At 60.1% G+C, this 18,972-nt stretch carries 18 protein-coding genes; 12 read left to right on the top strand and 6 right to left on the bottom strand.

Translation table 11 applies throughout. From position 1 onward, the window contains the following. Nucleotides 1–55: 55 nt before the first annotated feature. From CKW29_RS18950 to CKW29_RS18940, 3 genes are all read right to left on the bottom strand, one after another. Entirely contained in the window at nucleotides 56–1,372 is a 1,317-nt protein-coding gene (locus CKW29_RS18950; protein ID WP_095146461.1) for an MFS transporter, read from the bottom strand. A 232-nt stretch (nucleotides 1,373–1,604) separates the two neighbouring features. After that, nucleotides 1,605–2,846, bottom strand: a complete 1,242-nt coding sequence (locus CKW29_RS18945) for a transporter associated domain-containing protein (RefSeq protein ID WP_095146462.1) — start codon at nucleotides 2,844–2,846, stop codon at nucleotides 1,605–1,607. 12 nt (nucleotides 2,847–2,858) lie between these two features. Continuing rightward, nucleotides 2,859–3,671 carry an inner membrane protein YpjD gene (locus CKW29_RS18940; protein WP_095146463.1) on the bottom strand — a complete coding sequence of 271 codons (813 nt, stop codon included), beginning with the start codon at nucleotides 3,669–3,671 and terminating at the stop codon, nucleotides 2,859–2,861. Nucleotides 3,672–3,879: 208 nt separating this feature from the next. Between CKW29_RS18940 and ffh the strand changes: the two genes are divergently transcribed. From ffh to CKW29_RS18910, 6 genes are all read left to right on the top strand, one after another. Next, nucleotides 3,880–5,256, top strand: coding sequence for a signal recognition particle protein (ffh, locus tag CKW29_RS18935; RefSeq protein WP_095146464.1), 1,377 nt, complete (start codon nucleotides 3,880–3,882; stop codon nucleotides 5,254–5,256). Nucleotides 5,257–5,505: 249 nt separating this feature from the next. Further along, a complete protein-coding gene (gene rpsP, locus CKW29_RS18930; protein ID WP_003185073.1) occupies nucleotides 5,506–5,757 on the top strand; it encodes a 30S ribosomal protein S16 in 252 nt (83 codons plus the stop codon). A 5-nt stretch (nucleotides 5,758–5,762) separates the two neighbouring features. Then, nucleotides 5,763–6,302, top strand: coding sequence for a ribosome maturation factor RimM (gene rimM / locus CKW29_RS18925; protein WP_095077594.1), 540 nt, complete (start codon nucleotides 5,763–5,765; stop codon nucleotides 6,300–6,302). Between the two features lie 2 nt (nucleotides 6,303–6,304). Continuing rightward, on the top strand, nucleotides 6,305–7,057 hold the full coding sequence (gene trmD / locus CKW29_RS18920; protein WP_095146465.1) for a tRNA (guanosine(37)-N1)-methyltransferase TrmD: 753 nt from the start codon (nucleotides 6,305–6,307) through the stop codon (nucleotides 7,055–7,057). Between the two features lie 45 nt (nucleotides 7,058–7,102). Further along, nucleotides 7,103–7,453 (top strand): 50S ribosomal protein L19, encoded by a 351-nt coding sequence (rplS, locus tag CKW29_RS18915; RefSeq protein ID WP_003175895.1) that lies wholly within the window; start codon nucleotides 7,103–7,105, stop codon nucleotides 7,451–7,453. 91 nt (nucleotides 7,454–7,544) lie between these two features. Beyond that, on the top strand, nucleotides 7,545–7,958 hold the full coding sequence (locus tag CKW29_RS18910) for an acyl-CoA thioesterase (protein ID WP_095077592.1): 414 nt from the start codon (nucleotides 7,545–7,547) through the stop codon (nucleotides 7,956–7,958). A 22-nt stretch (nucleotides 7,959–7,980) separates the two neighbouring features. On the opposite strand, the gene CKW29_RS18905 is transcribed toward CKW29_RS18910, so the two are convergent. Next, a complete protein-coding gene (locus CKW29_RS18905) occupies nucleotides 7,981–9,789 on the bottom strand; it encodes a sodium:proton antiporter (RefSeq protein ID WP_095148932.1) in 1,809 nt (602 codons plus the stop codon). Between the two features lie 106 nt (nucleotides 9,790–9,895). Here CKW29_RS18905 and xerD point away from each other — a divergent pair, with 106 nt between their 5' ends. The 6 genes from xerD (at nucleotide 9,896) to CKW29_RS18875 (ending at nucleotide 16,599) form a co-directional block, all read left to right on the top strand. Continuing rightward, nucleotides 9,896–10,792: a site-specific tyrosine recombinase XerD gene (gene xerD, locus CKW29_RS18900; RefSeq protein ID WP_095146467.1), complete on the top strand. Its 897-nt coding sequence runs from the start codon at nucleotides 9,896–9,898 to the stop codon at nucleotides 10,790–10,792. 218 nt (nucleotides 10,793–11,010) lie between these two features. Further along, the gene (locus CKW29_RS18895) at nucleotides 11,011–11,742 is read left to right on the top strand and encodes a DsbC family protein (protein ID WP_095077586.1); all 732 of its coding nucleotides are present in this window, start codon (nucleotides 11,011–11,013) and stop codon (nucleotides 11,740–11,742) included. A 136-nt stretch (nucleotides 11,743–11,878) separates the two neighbouring features. Further along, nucleotides 11,879–13,183 (top strand): homoserine dehydrogenase, encoded by a 1,305-nt coding sequence (locus CKW29_RS18890; RefSeq protein ID WP_095146468.1) that lies wholly within the window; start codon nucleotides 11,879–11,881, stop codon nucleotides 13,181–13,183. A gap of 148 nt (nucleotides 13,184–13,331) precedes the next feature. Then, a complete protein-coding gene (gene thrC, locus CKW29_RS18885; protein ID WP_095146469.1) occupies nucleotides 13,332–14,741 on the top strand; it encodes a threonine synthase in 1,410 nt (469 codons plus the stop codon). 120 nt (nucleotides 14,742–14,861) lie between these two features. Beyond that, on the top strand, nucleotides 14,862–16,223 hold the full coding sequence (locus CKW29_RS18880; protein WP_095146470.1) for a transporter substrate-binding domain-containing protein: 1,362 nt from the start codon (nucleotides 14,862–14,864) through the stop codon (nucleotides 16,221–16,223). A gap of 88 nt (nucleotides 16,224–16,311) precedes the next feature. Next, on the top strand, nucleotides 16,312–16,599 hold the full coding sequence (locus tag CKW29_RS18875) for a DUF3509 domain-containing protein (RefSeq protein WP_095146471.1): 288 nt from the start codon (nucleotides 16,312–16,314) through the stop codon (nucleotides 16,597–16,599). Nucleotides 16,600–16,767: 168 nt separating this feature from the next. Here CKW29_RS18875 and CKW29_RS18870 read toward each other — a convergent pair whose 3' ends face one another. Both CKW29_RS18870 and CKW29_RS18865 read right to left on the bottom strand, forming a co-directional pair. Further along, a complete protein-coding gene (locus CKW29_RS18870; RefSeq protein WP_095146472.1) occupies nucleotides 16,768–17,709 on the bottom strand; it encodes a TIGR02285 family protein in 942 nt (313 codons plus the stop codon). Further along, nucleotides 17,663–18,862: a CaiB/BaiF CoA-transferase family protein gene (locus tag CKW29_RS18865; RefSeq protein WP_095146473.1), complete on the bottom strand. Its 1,200-nt coding sequence runs from the start codon at nucleotides 18,860–18,862 to the stop codon at nucleotides 17,663–17,665. The genes CKW29_RS18870 and CKW29_RS18865 overlap by 47 nt, the downstream gene beginning before the upstream one ends. Nucleotides 18,863–18,972: the final 110 nt, after the last annotated feature.

Here is an 18,972-nt window from a genome sequence, read left to right as displayed (position 1 = left end):
GCGTCGCAGCTATCGCGAGCCAGGCGGCGCTCCGCCTGCTCGCGAAGCTTTTACTTTAGGCAACCTGATTCAGGTCGTTATTGCGCGTTTCCTTCAGGCACAGCACAGCGATCAGGCTGAGCACCGCTGCCGCAGACACATAGCCGCCCACCCAACTCAAGCCGCCCATCGCTACCAGCTTCTGCGCGAAGAACGGGGCTGCCGAGGCACCCACGATACCGCCCAGGTTGTAGGCCGCTGACGCGCCGGTGTAGCGCACGTGGGTTGGAAACAGCTCGGGCAGCAGCGCGCCCATCGGGGCGAAGGTCACACCCATCAGAAACAGCTCGATGCACAGGAACAGGGCTACGCCCCAGGTCGTACCGTGGGTCAGCAGGGGTTCCATGGTGAAGCCCGAGAGCACGGCCAGTACGCCGCCGATGATCAACACCGGTTTACGTCCGAAGCGGTCGCTGGCCCAGGCTGACAAAGGCGTGGCCGCGGCCATGAACAACACGGCAAAGCACAGCAGGCCGAGGAAGGTTTCGCGGCTGTAACCCAGGGTCGACACACCGTAGCTCAGGGAGAATACGGTGGAGATGTAGAACAGCGCGTAACAGACCACCATCGCCGCCGCGCCCAGCAGGGTCGGTGCCCAATACTGGCTGAACAGCTCGACCAGCGGGATTTTCACCCGCTCCTGGCGCGCAACCGCATTAGCGAACACCGGGGTTTCGTGCAGTTTCAGGCGTACATACAGGCCCACCATCACCAGTGCGGCGCTCAGCAGGAACGGAATGCGCCAGCCCCAGGAGCGGAACTGTTCGTCGTCCAGGGTCAGGGCCAAGGTCAGGAACAGGCCGTTGGCGGCGAGAAAACCGATCGAAGGGCCCAGTTGCGGGAACATGCCGAACCAGGCGCGCTTGCCCTTGGGGGCGTTTTCGGTGGCCAGCAAGGCCGCGCCGCCCCATTCACCGCCCAGTCCCAGGCCTTGTCCGAAGCGCAGCACACACAGCAGGATCGGTGCCCAGGCGCCAATGCTGTCGTAACCAGGCAGCACGCCGATCAGCGTGGTGCAGACGCCCATTAGCAGCAGCGAGGCCACCAGGGTGGATTTGCGCCCGATACGGTCACCGAAGTGGCCGAACAGTGCAGAGCCCAGGGGGCGGGCCAGGAAGGCGATGCCAAAGGTCAGGAAGGCCGAGAGCATCTGGGCGGTGCCGGAAGTCTGCGGAAAGAACACCGGGCCGATCACCAGGGCCGCCGCCGTGGCGTACACGTAGAAGTCGTAGAACTCGATGGCGGTCCCGATGAAGCTGGCCGTTGCCACGCGGGTGGCGGAGTTCGTCGGTTGGGCGGGTGCGGTATCGCTATAAGTCGTGCTGGTCGTCATGCAGTAATCCCTGACAGTCATGTGCTCCGTTGGAGCGAATTATTGTGGTTGAAACACCCAGGGATGTGGGTTGGGGCGCGGCAGAGGCTCAAGGTAGGAGCGTTCGCCGGAAGGTTGCGTGGTGGTGCCGATGGACTGGCCGCCGGACGCTGAGTGCGGGTAGCACGTTCCGGGGGGGGCTTGGGTAAGCGTTTCGATTATAGGAAGGAGGCTAACGATTCAACAAGGGGGCTCAGCGTACTGTCGGCACCGATGACGTCAGCCAGATCAGTACCTTGCTGACACGGTTGTCTTCGGTTTCGAGGATTTCCAGGCGATAGCGGCCGATTTTCAGGCATACCGGGCAGTCCGGGATACTTTCCAGCGCCTCGGTCACCAGGCCATTCAGGGTTTTCGGACCGTCGCTTGGCAGGTGCCAGCCCAGGCTCTTGTTGAGCTCGCGGATGGAAGCCGCGCCGTCGATCACCAGTCGGCCATCGGCCTGGGGGTGAATGTGTGGGTTGTCGAGGCTGTGCTGGCTTTCGAATTCACCGACGATTTCTTCGAGAATGTCTTCCAGGGTGACGATACCTTCCACTTCACCGTATTCGTCGACCACCATGCCCAGGCGGCGCTGCTGTTTGTGGAAGTTCAGCAGTTGCAGCTGCAGCGGTGTGCTTTCCGGAACGAAGTAAGGTTCGTGGCAGGCCGCCAGCAAAGCGTCCTTGGTCAGGCTGGCGTCGGCCAGCAAATGACGGATCTGCCGGGTATTGAGCACCGCCTCGACCTGATTGATGTCACTGTGAAACACCGGCAGGCGCGTGCGTTTGTTGGCGCGCAACTGTTCGATGATCGCTTCGATCGGGTCGTCCAGGTTGATGCCGTCGACTTCGCTGCGGGGTACCAGAATGTCATTGACCGTAATGTTGTCCAGCGCATGAATGCCGGCCAGCGCGTGCGGACGGCATGCCGGGTGTTCCTGTTCGTTGTCGCTGTTCTGCGGTGCGGCCGGCTCTTCATCGCTTTGCTGCACAACCTTGGCCTTGCGGGCGAAGGGCTTGAGCAGCAACAGGCTGATACCGCTGAGCGCCCAGGCGATCGGGTAGATGATTTTCAGGGGCGTGGCCAGCAGGGTGTTACCCAGCATCAGCACGGTGTCCGGGTAGCGGCTGGCGAGGGTGCGCGGCAGGTAATCGGCGAACACCAGCAAGGCCGCGGTGGCACTCAGGCAGGCTAGCCACGGACCATTGTCTGCCCAGCCGAACACGGCCAGTAAGGTGCTGATGACCACGACCAGCGAGCGACACAGGGTATTGCATAGCAGCAGGCTGCTGAGCGGGAAGCGGAGTCTGGCGACCGGCTTGTCGCTTGAGCGTGAGGCGATGCGCTGGGCCTGCAGGTACTGGTGCGCGGCCTCGATGGCGGTGAACAGGCCCGACCAGAGGATCAGCAGGGCCAGCACGGCGAGCAATGGCCCTATGGGCAGGTTATCCATAACGAATGCCCGTCAGATGTGCAGGATGAATTCGCGGACCAGCTTGCTGCCGAAGTAGGCCAGCATCAGCAGGCAGAATCCGGCCAGGGTCCAGCGAATGGCCTTGTGCCCGCGCCAGCCCAGGCGAGTACGGCCCCACAGCAGCACGCTGAATACAATCCAGGCCAGGCAGGCCAGCAGGGTTTTATGTACCAGGTGCTGGGCGAACAGGTTGTCGACGAATAGCCAGCCGGAGATCAGCGACAGCGACAGCAGGGTCCAGCCGGCCCAGAGGAAGCCGAACAGCAGGCTTTCCATGGTTTGCAGCGGCGGGAAGTTCCTGATCAGGCCGGACGGGTGCTTGTGCTTGAGCTGGTGGTCTTGCACCAGCAGCAGCAGGGCCTGGAACACCGCAATGGTGAACATGCCGTAGGCCAGGATCGACAGCAGGATATGCGCGAGAATCCCCGGCGCCTCGTCGATCACCTGCACGGTGCCCGATGGCGCGAACTGCGCCAGTAGCACCGTCGTCACCCCTAGCGGGAACAGCAGCAACAGCAGGTTTTCCACGGGGATGCGCGAGCAGGCCAGCAGTGTCAGGGCGATCACGGCGGCGGCAATCAGGCTGGCGGCGCTGAAAAAGTCCAGGCCCAGGCCGATCGGCGTCATCAGGTGGGTAAGCAGGCTCGCGCTGTGGGTCAGGACGGCGAGGACGCCGAGCGTGACCAGCAGGCGTTTGTTCGCCTTGGCGCCTACGGCCAGACGAGAGCCTTGGTAGAGGGTCGCAGCGGCGTACAAGCAGGCGGCGGCGAGGGTCGTGAGTAAACTGGGTGACAAGGGGAGCATAAATCCTGTTAGGCAAGCCCGAAAGAGAATGAGTTTGGCATACAACCCTTGTCGCATGAAAGACCGCACAACCAGACGGCGGGTGTGCGCCAGACGCAGTCTTCGCTATAATCCGCGACCTGCCCACGCCGCAGGCTCGCCGAGCACATGTTTTTCACGGTCTGGGCCGCCATTACCTCGGTCTCCATAGGGCCTGAAAGGATCGCGCATGTTTGAAAACTTAACCGACCGTCTCTCGCAGACGCTGCGCCATGTCACCGGCAAGGCCAAGCTGACCGAGGACAATATCAAAGACACCCTGCGTGAAGTGCGCATGGCGTTGCTCGAAGCTGACGTCGCCTTGCCGGTGGTCAAAGACTTCGTCAACTCGGTCAAGGAGCGCGCTGTCGGCACCGAGGTGTCGCGCAGCCTGACGCCAGGCCAGGCCTTCGTGAAGATCGTCCAAGCCGAACTCGAAAGCCTGATGGGCGCGGCCAACGAAGATCTGAACCTGAGCGCCGTGCCACCGGCCGTCGTTTTGATGGCGGGTCTGCAGGGTGCCGGTAAAACCACGACCGCTGGCAAGCTCGCGCGCTTCCTTAAAGAGCGCAAGAAGAAGTCGGTGATGGTGGTGTCCGCGGACGTTTACCGTCCCGCGGCGATCAAGCAGCTGGAAACCCTGGCCAACGACATCGGCGTCACCTTCTTTCCGTCCGACCTGAGCCAGAAGCCGGTCGACATCGCTGAAGCGGCTATTAAAGAAGCGAAGTTGAAGTTCATCGACGTGGTCATCGTCGATACCGCCGGTCGCCTGCACATCGACGAAGAGATGATGGGCGAGATCAAGGCCCTGCATGCCGCGATCAAGCCGGTTGAAACCCTGTTCGTGGTCGACGCCATGACCGGTCAGGACGCGGCCAACACGGCCAAGGCCTTTGGCGATGCGCTGCCGCTGACCGGTGTGATCCTGACCAAGGTCGACGGTGATGCCCGTGGCGGTGCTGCGCTGTCGGTGCGTGCCATCACTGGCAAGCCGATCAAGTTCATCGGTATGGGCGAGAAGACCGAAGCGCTCGAACCCTTCCACCCCGAGCGTATTGCTTCGCGCATCCTGGGCATGGGCGACGTGCTCAGCCTGATCGAGCAGGCCGAACAGACCCTCGACAAGGACAAGGCCGACAAGCTTGCCAAGAAATTAAAGAAGGGTAAGGGCTTCGACCTCGAAGACTTCCGCGATCAGTTGCAACAGATGAAGAACATGGGCGGCCTTGGCGGCCTCATGGACAAGCTGCCGAACATCGGCGGTGTGAACCTGGCGCAAATGGGCAATGCCCAGGGCGCGGCAGAGAAGCAGTTCAAGCAGATGGAAGCCATCATCAACTCCATGACCCCGGCTGAGCGCCGTGACCCTGAGCTGATCAGTGGTTCGCGCAAGCGCCGTATCGCCATGGGTTCGGGTACCCAGGTGCAGGACATCGGTCGCTTGATCAAGCAGCACAAGCAGATGCAGAAGATGATGAAGAAATTCTCCGCCAAGGGCGGAATGGCCAAAATGATGCGCGGCATGGGCGGTATGTTGCCCGGCGGCGGCATGCCGAAAATGTAAAGATTTCGCGTCGACATACCTGTCGGCGCGGTCCCCACACGGACGTGGGACCAGCAGTGGCCCGCCTTGGCGGGCGCTGACTCGCCGTTGTTCGCAACGGCTCTATCGCAAATCTGGATGGCATGCCTATAGGCGCCGGAAAAAGTCATTTGCAAAAGTCCGGATATTCCTTAGAATATGCGGCCTTTCGGGCACCTATGCCCGCTGTGCATTTAGATTTGCAGCACCGACTACAGGAACTATGTTCACATGCTAACAATCCGTCTTGCCCTTGGCGGCTCCAAAAAGCGCCCGTTCTACCACTTGACCGTAACCGACAGCCGCAACCCGCGCGACGGTTCGCACAAAGAACAGGTTGGTTTCTTCAACCCTGTTGCTCGTGGTCAGGAAATCCGTCTGTCCGTGAACCAAGAGCGCGTAGCCTACTGGCTGAGCGTTGGTGCACAACCTTCTGAGCGTGTTGCTCAGTTGTTGAAGGAATCTGCTAAGGCTGCGGCCTGAGCAATATGAACGCGACGCCAGCCATTGCTGATGATTTGATCGTTATCGGCAAGATTTACTCAATACATGGCGTTCGCGGCGAAGTGAAGGTCTTTTCCTTTACTGATCCGATTGGAAACCTGTTGGACTACAAAACCTGGACGCTGCGGCGCGAAGGCGATGTACGGCAGGTAGAGCTGGTCAGCGGCCGTGTACAAAACGGCAAGTTTCTGGTCACAAAGCTCAAAGGTCTCGATGACCGTGAAGAAGCTCGTCTTCTGGCCGGTTTTGAAATCTGCGTGCCGCGTAACCTGTTTCCTGATCTGACCGACGGCGAGTACTACTGGTACCAGCTGGAAGGTCTGAAGGTCATCGACCACCTTGGGCAATTGCTCGGGAAAATCGATCACCTGCTGGAGACTGGCTCGAACGATGTCATGGTGGTCAAGCCTTGCGCTGGCAGCCTGGATGATCGCGAACGCCTGTTGCCCTATACGGAGCAATGTGTGTTGGCTGTCGACCTGGCGGCGGGCGAGATGAAGGTGGATTGGGACGCGGACTTCTAAACGTGGCTAACTTGCGCGTCGAAGTGATCAGTCTGTTTCCCGAGATGTTTTCCGCCATCAGCGACTACGGCATCACCAGTCGTGCGGTGAAACAGGGGCTCTTGCAGCTGACCTGTTGGAATCCGCGAGACTACACAACGGATCGACATCACACTGTGGACGATCGCCCATTTGGCGGTGGCCCGGGCATGGTGATGAAGATCAAGCCCCTGGAAGATGCTCTGGTTCAGGCCAAGGCAGCAGCCGGGGAGGCGGCGAAGGTAATTTACCTGTCGCCCCAAGGCCGTCAACTGACTCAGTCGGCGGTACGCGGGTTGGCGAATGAGGAAGCATTAATCCTGATTGCCGGCCGCTATGAAGGCATTGACGAGCGGTTTATTGAAGCTCATGTCGATGAAGAGTGGTCGATTGGTGACTATGTACTGTCTGGCGGTGAGCTGCCGGCGATGGTCCTGATTGACGCGGTTACGCGACTGCTGCCTGGAGCTTTAGGGCATGCGGACTCCGCCGAGGAAGATTCCTTTACGGATGGTCTGCTGGATTGCCCGCACTACACCCGACCGGAGGTGTATGCGGATCAGCGTGTTCCCGACGTGTTGCTAAGTGGCAATCACGCGCACATCCGGCGTTGGCGTTTACAGCAGTCCCTTGGTAGGACCTTTGAACGACGCGCCGATCTTCTGGAAAGCCGCTCGCTTTCTGGAGAAGAGAAGAAGCTGCTCGAGGAATACATCCGCGAGCGGGACGATAGTTAACAACGTATCGATGGTAGATCCGACGATTTACCTTAGGAGCACAGCATGACTAACAAAATCATCCTTGCACTCGAAGCAGAGCAGATGACCAAAGAGATCCCTACCTTTGCCCCGGGCGACACCATTGTCGTTCAGGTGAAAGTGAAGGAAGGCGACCGTTCGCGTCTGCAAGCGTTCGAAGGCGTTGTAATCGCCAAGCGTAACCGCGGCGTTAACAGTGCATTCACCGTTCGTAAAATCTCCAACGGTGTTGGCGTAGAGCGTACTTTCCAGACCTACAGCCCGCAAATCGACAGCATGGCTGTCAAGCGTCGCGGTGACGTACGTAAAGCCAAGCTGTACTACCTGCGCGACCTGTCGGGTAAAGCAGCTCGCATCAAGGAAAAACTGGCTTAAGTCCAGCTTCCGATGCAGAAAAAAGCAGCCTACGGGCTGCTTTTTTGTTGTCCGCAATTTATTCACAGCACCTCTGTACCAGGCCTGACTCATGACTCCCCGTGAACTAGAAATCGAACGCCGCACCGAACTCTCGGTAACCCGCGTCACCAAAGCTGTCTTCCCGTCGACCACCAATCACCACAACACCCTGTTCGGCGGTACGGCACTGGCCTGGATGGACGAAGTCTCGTTCATCGCCGCCACCCGCTTCTGCCGCTTGCCATTGGTGACCGTATCCACCGATCGTATCGACTTCAATCATGCGATTGCAGCCGGTTCCATCGTCGAGTTGGTGGGGCGAGTGATCAAGGTCGGCAACACCAGCCTCAAGGTCGAGGTCGAGGTGTTTGTCGAGAGTATGAGTTGCGACGGTCGGGAAAAGGCCATCCATGGCCAGTTCAGCTTTGTCGCGATCGATGAGGACAAGCGCCCGGTGCCCGTGTTACCCGGATTTGCGGCCTGACCCGAAACCACGCGGCAATCGGTCAGGCGTTGCTAGTCTCGGGTTGGATCAAGGCCACCAGTGTCCAGCCGGCTGCCGGTTTGAGCAGGCTGTCGGGTGTCACCACATGCACCCAGCCAGCGGTGTCGCGGGCGAACAGCAGTGTGGCGCGATCGCCATGCAGCGCCTGGTAGTCCGCCCAGCCAAAGCCGTCTGTCAGTTGGGTGGTGTAGAGTTCGGCGCCCTGGCCGAGCAGGCTGGCCAGCTTGGTGTACGTCAGCACCTGACTGCCCAGCAGTTGCCCGCGATGTTCGTGACTGGCCCGGTGCTTGTCGGTGCGCCGGCTTTCCTGGCCGCTGGCCAGGGAGAACATGCGCTGATGGCCGAACTCATGGCGAAAACGCATGGACGCCAGCGTGTTCAGTTCCCCCGAGGGGGACAGCGCCAGCAGATGACCGAGGCCGACCAGGTCCAGGTGGGCATCGGCGTGTTGCGAGGCCGGGTTACCGAAGTAAGTAGGCAAACCTTCCATGCGTGCCGCGCGAATGTTTTCCCAGCTCGAGTCGGTCAGCAGCACGCGACACCCCAATTGTTGCAACGCTTTGCCGAGGGTTCGCGAAGGACTGTTGGCGCCCACGATCAGGAAGCCGCTCGGAGCAGGCTCGGCGACTTTGAGCAAGCGGGCGAGCGGGCGGGCAGTGGCGCTTTGCAGCACCACCGTGCCAATGATCACGGCAAAGGTCAGGGGAACCAGCAGCAGGGCCCCTTGATGGCCGGCTTCATGCAGGCGGATGGCAAAGATCGCCGATACGGCCGCCGCGACAATCCCCCGAGGGGCAATCCAGGCCAGCAGGGCGCGCTCGCGCCAGTTCAGGTTTGAGCCAAAGGTCGATAGCACAACGTTCAACGGTCGGGCGATAAACTGAATCACCAGCAGCAGGATCAGCACGAACGGCCCGAGGGTGATCATGGCGTAAAGGTCCAGGCGCGCCGCCAGCAGAATGAACAGCCCCGAAATCAGCAGCACGCTGAGGTTTTCCTTGAAGTGCAGGATATGCCGTACGTCCACACCCTTCATGTTGGCCAGCCACATGCCCATCAAGGTCACCGCCAGCAAGCCTGACTCACTCATCGTTTCATTCGCGGCAATGAATATCCCCAGTACCGCTGCGAGCGCCGCCAGGTTGTGCAGGTATTCCGGCAACCATTGCCGACGGATGACGGTGCCCAGCGCCCAGCCACCGGCGATCCCGAACAGGCTGCCACATAGAATGACTCCGCCGAACGTCAACAGGCTTTGCTGGAGGCCTTGGCCTGCACCGCTGGCGATGATGAAGCTGTAGACCACCACGGCGAGCAGCGCGCCAATCGGGTCGATGACAATGCCCTCCCAGCGCAGGATGTTGGCAATCGAGGCGTTGGGGCGCACCACGCGCAGCATCGGCACGATCACGGTGGGGCCGGTAACCAGGGTCAGGCTGCCGAACAGAATGGCCAGCAGCCAGTCGAAACCCAGCAACCAGTGGGTGGCGACGGCGATCACGACCCAGGTCGACAGTGCGCCAAGGGTCACCAGGCGGTGCACGACGCTGCCGATTTCACGCCACTGCGACAGATGCAGTGTCAGGCTGCCTTCGAACAGAATCAGCGCCACCGCCAGTGAAACCAGTGGCATCAGCAAGGGACCGAACATCTCCTGCGGATCCAGCCAGCCCAGCACCGGGCCTGCCAGAATGCCACTGAGCAGCAGAAACAGGATGGCCGGCAGTTTCAGGCGCCAAGCCAGCCATTGGCAGCCTAGCGCCGCCGCGCCGATGCCACCGAAGGCCAATAGAATTTGCTGCTCGTTCATTGATGCTCCCTGTTCCTTGAGTTCGCCGGCTATGAAAGACTAGCGGTGGTTTTTTATCGTTCATTCTTTTTTGCGCGCAGCCCTGGCCTGCGTGTCTTGAGTACCCATGCCCGCCATCGAACACCCATTGATAGACCAGTTTCTCGACGCCTTGTGGTTGGAAAAGGGACTTTCCGATAACACCCGGGATGCCTATCGCAGTGATTTATCACTGTTCAACGGCTGGCTTCAGGAGCAGGGGATTGAACTGCCCAACGCGGGTCGCGAGTTGATTCTCGATCACCTGGCCTGGCGCCTCGAACAGCACTACAAACCCCGGTCCACGGCTCGATTTCTTTCCGGAGTGCGTGGATTCTATCGTTATCTGTTGCGCGAAAAGCTGATCATGGTGGACCCGACATTACAGGTCGACATGCCACAGCTGGGCAGGCCGCTGCCCAAGTCGTTGTCCGAAGCCGATGTGGAGGCCTTGCTGGCGGCACCTGACTTGAGCGAAGCGATCGGTCAGCGCGACCGCGCCATGCTGGAGGTCCTGTATGCCTGTGGCTTGCGCGTCACCGAGTTGGTCAGTCTGACGCTGGAGCAGGTCAACCTGCGCCAGGGCGTGCTGCGGGTGATGGGCAAGGGCAGCAAGGAGCGCCTGGTGCCGATGGGGGAGGAAGCGATAGTCTGGGTCGAACGCTACCTGCGCGATGGTCGTGGCGAAATGCTTGGCGGGCGTCCCAGTGATGTGCTGTTCCCCAGCCTTCGCGGTGAGCAGATGACCCGGCAGACGTTTTGGCATCGCATCAAGCACCAGGCCCAGGTTGCCGGCATCGGCAAATCCCTGTCGCCCCATACTTTGCGCCATGCCTTCGCCACCCATTTGCTCAACCATGGCGCCGACCTGCGGGTGGTGCAGATGTTGCTTGGCCACAGCGACCTGTCGACCACGCAGATCTATACCCACGTTGCCCGGGCACGCCTGCAGGACCTGCATGCCAGGCATCACCCTCGCGGCTGATCAGTCCGAGGCCTGCTTTTTGTGGGGGCGAACAAGCGGAACGCTGCCCGGCTTGCTCCCACAGAGGTCTGTGCCTGCCACAATGTCTTACGTCAGCCACAGTCGGCCACGCTGGCCTTATGTGATAGGCTTTGCCGGTTTGCACGATGGACGGTTATGACCCGGTGTCCCGGTACGGGCGTTCTAACCGACCCATTTGTCCGCCTTCAGGAGTTCTCATGCGTCTGACCCAGATATTCGCCGCCGCAATCATTGCGTTGGTCAGCACCTTTGCCGTCGCCGATGATGCGGCCGACAAAGCCATTCGTAAAAGCCTGGAAAGCCTCGCGCTCGACACGCCGATCGAATCCATCACCGCCAGCCCGCTGGCCGGTCTCTACGAAGTCAAACTCAAGGGCAGTCGTGTCCTGTACGCCAGCGCTGATGGTCAGTACATTGTTCAGGGCTACCTGTTCCAGCTCAAGGACGGCAAGCCGGTCAACCTGACCGAGAAAACCGAACGCCTGGGTATCGCCAAGCTGATCAATGGCATTCCGGTTGCTGAAACCGTGGTTTACCCGGCTATCGGTGAAACCAAGACGCACATCACCGTGTTCACCGATACGACGTGCCCTTATTGCCACAAATTGCACGCTGAAGTGCCGGCCTTGAACAAAATGGGCGTCGAAGTGCGTTATGTTGCATTCCCGCGCCAGGGCCTTGGCTCGCCGGGCGACGAACAGCTGCAGGCCGTCTGGTGCTCCGCTGACAAGAAAGCCGCCATGGACAAGATGGTGGAAGGCAAGGAAATCAAGGCTGCGAAATGCGCCAACCCGGTTTCCAAACAGTTCGCCCTGGGTCAGTCTATCGGTGTGAACGGTACACCGGCCATCGTTTTGGCCGATGGCCAGGTGATTCCGGGCTACCAGCCAGCACCACAAATCGCCAAACTGGCGTTGGGTGCGAAATAATCCTGTGTCGTCACGGTAAGCCTTTGACGATCATGGTGCGACGACAGACGTCGGCGTTCCATTAATAGAGAGCCGCACACCGTGTGGCTGTTTTCCACGGCCGACCTTGAGTCGGCCGTTTTATGGGGAGTTCACAGTGAAACCGGTCAAAGTAGGCATCTGTGGGTTAGGGACCGTCGGTGGCGGTACCTTCAACGTACTTCAGCGCAACGCCGAGGAAATTGCTCGTCGTGCCGGGCGTGGAATCGAAGTGGCACAAATTGCCATGCGCACGCCAAAGCCTCAGTTCCAAACGACCGGTATTGCGATTACCAACGATGTCTTCGAAGTGGCCACGAACCCTGAGATCGACATCGTCATAGAGCTGATGGGCGGCTACACCGTTGCCCGCGAGCTGGTACTCAAGGCCATCGAGAATGGCAAGCATGTGGTCACCGCGAACAAGGCATTGATTGCCGTTCACGGTAATGAAATTTTCGCCAAGGCGCGCGAGAAGGGCGTGATCGTGGCGTTCGAAGCGGCAGTAGCCGGTGGCATTCCAGTGATCAAGGCGATTCGTGAAGGCCTGTCGGCCAACCGCATCAACTGGGTCGCCGGCATCATCAACGGCACCGGCAACTTCATCCTCACCGAAATGCGTGAGAAGGGCCGTACCTTTGAAGACGTGCTCGCCGAAGCCCAGGCCCTGGGTTATGCCGAAGCCGATCCTACCTTCGACGTCGAAGGCATCGATGCCGCGCACAAGCTGACCATCCTGGCGTCCATTGCCTTTGGTATTCCGCTGCAATTCGACAAGGCTTACACCGAAGGCATCACCAAGCTGACCACCGCTGACGTGAACTACGCCGAAGCCCTGGGCTATCGCATCAAGCACCTGGGCGTGGCTCGCAGCACCGCCAGTGGCATCGAGCTGCGTGTACACCCGACCCTGATCCCGGCCGATCGCCTGATCGCCAACGTCAACGGTGTGATGAACGCGGTGATGGTCAACGGCGATGCGGCCGGTTCGACCCTGTTCTACGGTGCCGGTGCCGGCATGGAACCGACCGCTTCGTCGGTGATTGCCGACCTGGTGGACGTGGTTCGCGCCATGACCAGCGACCCGGAGAACCGTGTGCCGCACCTGGCCTTCCAGCCGGATTCGCTGTCGGCTCACCCGATCCTGCCGATCGAAGCCTGCGAGAGTGCCTACTACCTGCGTATCCAGGCCAAGGACCATCCAGGCGTACTGGCCCAGGTGGCGAGCATCCTGTCGGAGCGTGGCATCAACATCGAATCGATCATGCAAAAGGAAGTCGAAGAACACGACGGTCTGGTGCCTATGATCCTGCTGACGCATCGTGTGCTGGAACAGCACATGAATGATGCGATCGCCGCCCTGGAAGCCTTGCAAGACGTGGTCGGCCCGGTCGTACGGATCCGCGTCGAGCATTTGAACTGAAGCCGCTGCAGCGTCTAGCTCCAAGCTGCAAGTAAAAGCAATCAACACAGCGGCAAGCTACAAGCCGCAAACTGCAAACAAAGGCCAATCGCTTTTGACGTGCAGCTTGCAGCTTGCAGCTTGAAGCCCAAACCGAAGGTTTGATCTTATGCGCTATATCAGTACCCGCGGCCAGGCACCGGCCCTGAATTTCGAAGACGTATTGTTGGCTGGCCTGGCCAGCGACGGCGGCCTGTACGTGCCGGAAAACCTGCCACGCTTCACCCAGGAGGAAATCGCTTCCTGGGCGGGCTTGCCGTATCACGAGCTGGCTTTCCGGGTGATGCGCCCGTTTGTTGCCGGCAGTATTCCGGATGCCGACTTCAAAAAGATTCTGGAAGCCACCTACGGTGCCTTCTCCCATAACGCGGTAGCACCGCTGCGCCAGCTGAACGGCAATGAATGGGTGTTGGAGCTGTTCCACGGCCCGACCCTGGCATTCAAGGACTTTGCCCTGCAACTGCTCGGTCGCCTGCTTGACTACGTGCTGGAAAAACGCGGCGAGCGTGTGGTCATCGTGGGGGCTACCTCGGGTGATACCGGCTCGGCGGCCATCGAGGGCTGCAAACACTGCGATAACGTCGATATCTTTATCCTGCACCCGCACAACCGTGTCTCGGAAGTGCAGCGCCGGCAGATGACCACACTGTTCGGCGACAACATCCACAACATCGCCATCGAAGGCAACTTCGATGACTGCCAGGAAATGGTCAAGGCCAGCTTCGCCGACCAGAGCTTCCTCAAAGGCACGCGTCTGGTGGCGGTGAACTCGATCAACTGGGCGCGGATCATGGCCCAGATCGTTTACTACTTCCATGCCGCCCTGCAGCTTGGTGGCCCGGCGCGTTCGGTGTCATTCTCGGTACCGACCGGCAACTTCGGCGATATTTTCGCCGGCTACCTGGCACGCAACATGGGGCTGCCGATCAACCAGTTGATCGTCGCCACCAACCGCAATGACATCCTGCATCGCTTCATGAGCGGCAACCAGTACGTCAAGGAAACCCTGCACGCCACGCTGTCGCCGTCCATGGATATCATGGTGTCGTCGAACTTCGAGCGCCTGCTGTTCGACCTGCATGGTCGTAATGGTGCAGCGATTGCGGGCTTGATGGACACCTTCAAGCAAGGTGGTGGTTTCAGCGTCGAACAGGAGCGCTGGACCGAGGCGCGCAAACTCTTCGATTCCCTGGCCGTGGACGATGCGCAAACGTGCGAAACCATCGCTGAAGTCTTCGCCCAGACGGGCGAGCTGCTGGATCCGCACACCGCCATCGGCGTCAAGGCAGCCCGTGAGTGCCGACGCAGCCTGGATATTCCAATGGTGGTTCTGGGCACGGCCCATCCGGTCAAGTTCCCGGAAGCGGTCGAAAAAGCCGGCGTAGGAAAAGCGCTTGAACTGCCTGCTCATCTTTCTGATTTGTTCGAGCGGGATGAGCGCTGCACCGTTCTGCCAAATGACCTGAAAGCCGTACAGGCCTTTGTCAGTCAGCATGGCAACCGCGGCAAGCCACTCTGATCGGTAAAGATCTGTCACATTTTGAAGCCCGTCACCTGACGGGCTTCTTCATTTCTGCATGCCACACTGATCGAAGTTTCGCCCCTCAAGGACGGGTGAGTGATTGAGAAGGAAGTGGGCATGTCGGTTTTCACAGGATTAAAACCCGTCTGGTGTTGGGCATTGCTACTGGCTGTCCTTGGATTGAGTCGATGGGGATTGGCCGGGCAGCCAGGTGCCTTGGACGTCGGCACCTCAGCCGCCCCAAAGCCCTTTGTGCTGACGCCTCGGGAGCTTCAATGGATTGCCGAAAACCGCCAGGTGATCGTCGCATCGGTGCAGTCCCCGGTGTACCTGTTCAAGGATGAACAGGGTCAATGGAGTGGTCTGAATAACGATATCCTCACGCGCCTTTCACGGATGACGGGGCTGCAGTTTGTTCATGAGGAGTCCTTTTCCACCGAGCATCTGCTGGGGTTGCTGGAAAGCGGTCGGGCGGACATGAGCACCACGCTGGCCGGAACCGACGAGCGCAGGGACTTCCTCGACTTCAGTCATGCCTTTGGCGGCGCTGGCTGGATGTTTGTCACGCAGGCGGGAGCCCACCCTGTCCATTCGCTGGAAGAGCTCTCAGGCAAGGTCCTGGTGCTGCCGACCCGACATGCACTGGAAGCCGGCATCCGGCGTGATTACCCGCAGATTCGCTTGCACTCGGTCAAGACCTACGCAGAAGCCCGCGCATGGGTGGAAAGTGGCGAAGCCTACGCAACCATTGAAAATGCAAACAGCGCCTACCTGTTCCCGGTCGGGCGACTGGCAATCGGCTCAAGCCTGGAGGGCAAGTGGGAGGCAGACCACTTGGCCTTGCGCAAGGGCCAGCCGCAACTGTTGAGTATCCTCAACAAGGCCCTTGAAGCGTTCCCGCCCGCCGAGTTGCGGGCTATCCGGATGACGTGGCTGGACGGCCTGGTCCCTGGCCCGGCGCCATCACCGTGGCAGCGGTTTTACCAGTGGGGCGGCTGGGGGCTGCTGTTCGTCAGCCTGTTCGGATTGATTTCATGGAGGTGGAACCGGCGCCTGAGCCAACAGGTCGAGCAACGACTCGCCGCCGAACGGGAGCTCAGCGACCAGTTCGCCTTTCAGAGCGCCTTGATCAATGCCATGCCCGATCCGGTTTTTGTACGGGATCTGGAGGGGCGGTTGATCCTGTGCAACAAAAGTTATGAAGAGCGCCTGTCGACCCGTTTTGACCGGGTGCAAGGCAAGCGGTTGACAGAGGTCGATGTGTTGCCGGCCTCGACCGCCGCCCTGCTGCACGCCGAGCTCATGGAGCAGCTCAGCAGCCGCAAGGGGCATTTCGTCGAACGCCAATTGATGTTCAAGAGCGGTAACAGAATTGTCTATCAATGGACTGTTCCGTTCTACGGCGCCGATGGTGCGCTGCGAGGTGTCGTGGGGGGCTGGACGGCTCCCCGCGGACCTCGGTGTCATGAGCCTGTCTGACGTCGGGGGCGTTTTTTTACTGTCATCTTTTCCGTGCATGCTCTGGCGACCAGGCACTTCGTTTGCGGACTATTGAGTGGTGATCGAGATGGAAAGAATCAGCCTGTTGATGGGTGAAGCGCTGAGTCCGTATCAGGTGACACTGACTCCATCGGGGACCCACGGCCAATGCCTGGTGACCTTGAGGAGTACCGTTGGCGCCATCGTGGTTGAACGTGAGTTCAATCAGGTGCAGTTCACCGATAAGCGCTTGCTGACGGACGTCGTCGATGGTTTGCACCGTGATGTACTGATCGCCGAAGGGCGACTGGAGCCCTGCGTCATTGCAGCTACGCGCACCGCTACGCAAGACGGGTGTCCTGCTGTCAGAAGCTGAATGTTTTTTTGCGGGAACCTTCTCGACATCCCGTTAGTCAGACCCCGTATCAACAAGATCAAGCATTGTGCTCCGGTGCTTGTCACTTGTTGTACGGGTCCTTGCAGACCACGTTTAACCCCGAGTTGTCTCCCCACTGCTCGGGGTTTCTTTTTGTCCGGCATTTGCTCAGGGCGTTTGCTCCTGAAAAAAGGTCCAGGTGTCCTCCCGGTATTCGTCACGCATCTGCGGGTCGAGCCACTGCGCGTAAAATTCCACCAGCCGGTTCTGCCTCAGCTCCCGTAGGGTCGCGTTGATACCCTGGATGGCCTGACGACCCAGCGGGGTGTCCGAGCATGCAATGTGGATCGATTGGTATTTGTCTGTGCCGCGAATCCCGTAGAACTCCAGCTCATCGGGCGATATGCCTTGCTGTTGCGCCTGATAGCGGATTTCCGGCCAATAGCCCAGCAACACAGACAAACGCCCCAGGCGCTGCATTTGCAGTAGGCTACCCAAGGCATCGTTGCCGTAATGGGATGACAGGCTGTTGTTCGGCGCCTGTTGCAGGATGCGATCGACCACCTGGCCATAACTGCGCTCGGCGACCACGCCGAGCTTGCCGTTTTCACGCGCCAGTAACAGCGTCAGGTCAACCTGGTTGTCGATGAGGTACGGGGCGAGTAGTCCACGGTCCTGTTGGCGTATCACAATGCCGTTGCTGCGGATTCGATAAGCCGGGATGGAGAAGGCAAGCCGTTGCGCCCGCTCCGGGCTCCAGAGCAGAGAGGGGTCGCAGGTGAACCCTGGCTCCAGCAGCATTTGCATGCCACGTGCGCGATTGACCCGCATGATCCGCTGTTCATATTCGGGCAGGCCGGCAATCAACAGCGGCATGAACCGGTCAATTGCGCCCTGGTTTTTCTGGGGGCCTTCGAAAATCGTCAGCGGCGGTAAGTCCCGCAGCAGCCAGGTCAGTACCTCCCTGGCGTGCACTGCATCGGAAAAAACCAGCAGGCAGGCCAGGAGCGCGGCCATGCCCGGCACCCGCAGGCCCCGGCAGATCGATGACACCCTGTTCAGGCTAGATAGCCCCGTCTTCGCGCAGTCGCGCGATCTGTGCCGCGTCATAGCCAAGCTCGCGCAGTACCTGCGCATTATGTTCGCCTAGCTCGGCGCCGACCCACTCGCACGTCCCTGGCGTTTCCGACAGCTTGGGCACGATCCCTGGCATCTTGAAGTCCTTGCCATCGGGCAGTTTGGCTTGCAGGAACATTTCCCGGGCGAGAAATTGCGGGTCGCTGAACATGTCCTCGGCGCTGAAGATCCGGCTGGCGGGGACTTCGGCCTGGTTCAACTGTTCGATCACGTGATCGAGCGGCAGCGAGCCGACCCACCGGTCAATGACCCCATACAGCTCGTCACGACGGCTGTCACGGCCATCGTTGCTGGACAGGGCCGGATCCTTGGCCAGGTCGTCGCGGCCGATGGCCTGCATGAAACGCTTGAAGATTGCATCGCCGTTGGCGCCGATCTGGATGTGTTTACCGTCGGCGCTGGTGTGGATGGAGGAGGGCGTGATGCCGGGCATGATGTTGCCGGTGCGTTCGCGGATGAACCCGAACACGTCGAACTCCGGCACCATGCTTTCCATCATGGCAAAGATCGCTTCGTACAGTGCCACGTCGACGACTTGCCCCTGGCCACCATTGACCTCGCGATGACGCAAGGCCATCAACGCCCCAATCACCCCCCAGAGCGCGGCAATCGAGTCGCCGATGGAGATCCCGGTACGCACTGGCGGGCGGTCTTCGAAGCCGGTGATGTAGCGCAACCCGCCCATGGACTCACCGACTGCGCCAAACCCCGGCTGGTCTTTCATCGGTCCGGTTTGCCCGAAACCCGACAGGCGAACCATCACCAGCTTCGGGTTCAGCGCGTGCAGGACGTCCCAGCCAAGGCCCAGCTTTTCCAGCACGCCGGGGCGAAAGTTTTCGATCAGGATGTCGGCTTCAGTGAGCAACTGCTTGAGGATCGCCAGGCCGTCCGGGTGCTTGAGGTTCAGGGTGAGGGACTTCTTGTTACGCGCCTGGACAAACCACCACAACGAGGTGCCTTCGTAGAGTTTGCGCCACTTGCGCAACGGGTCACCGCCGTCCGGGGACTCGATCTTGGTCACATCGGCGCCGAACTCGGCGCAAATGCGCGAAGCGAAGGGTCCGGCAATCAAGGTGCCGAGTTCGATGACTTTCAGGCCGGCAAGCGGTTTGGCGGTGAGCGGCATGGGTGATCCTGTAGGACAAAGACGGAGTCGATGAAGCGTTTTAACATAGCCCGGCCCTCATCGCCCACGCATCGGTTAGACTTGCCGCCTTTCCTCGTATCAAGAAGCCC

Source organism: Pseudomonas sp. Irchel s3a18 (assembly GCF_900187535.1).
Taxonomy (GTDB): Bacteria; Pseudomonadota; Gammaproteobacteria; order Pseudomonadales; family Pseudomonadaceae; genus Aquipseudomonas.
This window is presented reverse-complemented; position numbering and strand designations above follow the sequence as displayed.

Bases quoted from the DNA above. Each gene is read 5' to 3' on its own strand.
- CKW29_RS18950 (WP_095146461.1), bottom strand. From the start codon at position 1,372: ATGACGACCAGCACGACTTATAGCGATACCGCACCCGCCCAACCGACG.
- CKW29_RS18945 (WP_095146462.1), bottom strand. From the start codon at position 2,846: ATGGATAACCTGCCCATAGGGCCATTGCTCGCCGTGCTGGCCCTGCTG.
- CKW29_RS18940 (WP_095146463.1), bottom strand. From the start codon at position 3,671: ATGCTCCCCTTGTCACCCAGTTTACTCACGACCCTCGCCGCCGCCTGC.
- ffh (WP_095146464.1), top strand. From the start codon at position 3,880: ATGTTTGAAAACTTAACCGACCGTCTCTCGCAGACGCTGCGCCATGTC.
- rpsP (WP_003185073.1), top strand. From the start codon at position 5,506: ATGCTAACAATCCGTCTTGCCCTTGGCGGCTCCAAAAAGCGCCCGTTC.
- rimM (WP_095077594.1), top strand. From the start codon at position 5,763: ATGAACGCGACGCCAGCCATTGCTGATGATTTGATCGTTATCGGCAAG.
- rplS (WP_003175895.1), top strand. From the start codon at position 7,103: ATGACTAACAAAATCATCCTTGCACTCGAAGCAGAGCAGATGACCAAA.
- CKW29_RS18910 (WP_095077592.1), top strand. From the start codon at position 7,545: ATGACTCCCCGTGAACTAGAAATCGAACGCCGCACCGAACTCTCGGTA.
- CKW29_RS18905 (WP_095148932.1), bottom strand. From the start codon at position 9,789: ATGAACGAGCAGCAAATTCTATTGGCCTTCGGTGGCATCGGCGCGGCG.
- xerD (WP_095146467.1), top strand. From the start codon at position 9,896: ATGCCCGCCATCGAACACCCATTGATAGACCAGTTTCTCGACGCCTTG.
- CKW29_RS18895 (WP_095077586.1), top strand. From the start codon at position 11,011: ATGCGTCTGACCCAGATATTCGCCGCCGCAATCATTGCGTTGGTCAGC.
- thrC (WP_095146469.1), top strand. From the start codon at position 13,332: ATGCGCTATATCAGTACCCGCGGCCAGGCACCGGCCCTGAATTTCGAA.
- CKW29_RS18880 (WP_095146470.1), top strand. From the start codon at position 14,862: ATGTCGGTTTTCACAGGATTAAAACCCGTCTGGTGTTGGGCATTGCTA.
- CKW29_RS18875 (WP_095146471.1), top strand. From the start codon at position 16,312: ATGGAAAGAATCAGCCTGTTGATGGGTGAAGCGCTGAGTCCGTATCAG.
- CKW29_RS18870 (WP_095146472.1), bottom strand. From the start codon at position 17,709: ATGACGCGGCACAGATCGCGCGACTGCGCGAAGACGGGGCTATCTAGC.
- CKW29_RS18865 (WP_095146473.1), bottom strand. From the start codon at position 18,862: ATGCCGCTCACCGCCAAACCGCTTGCCGGCCTGAAAGTCATCGAACTC.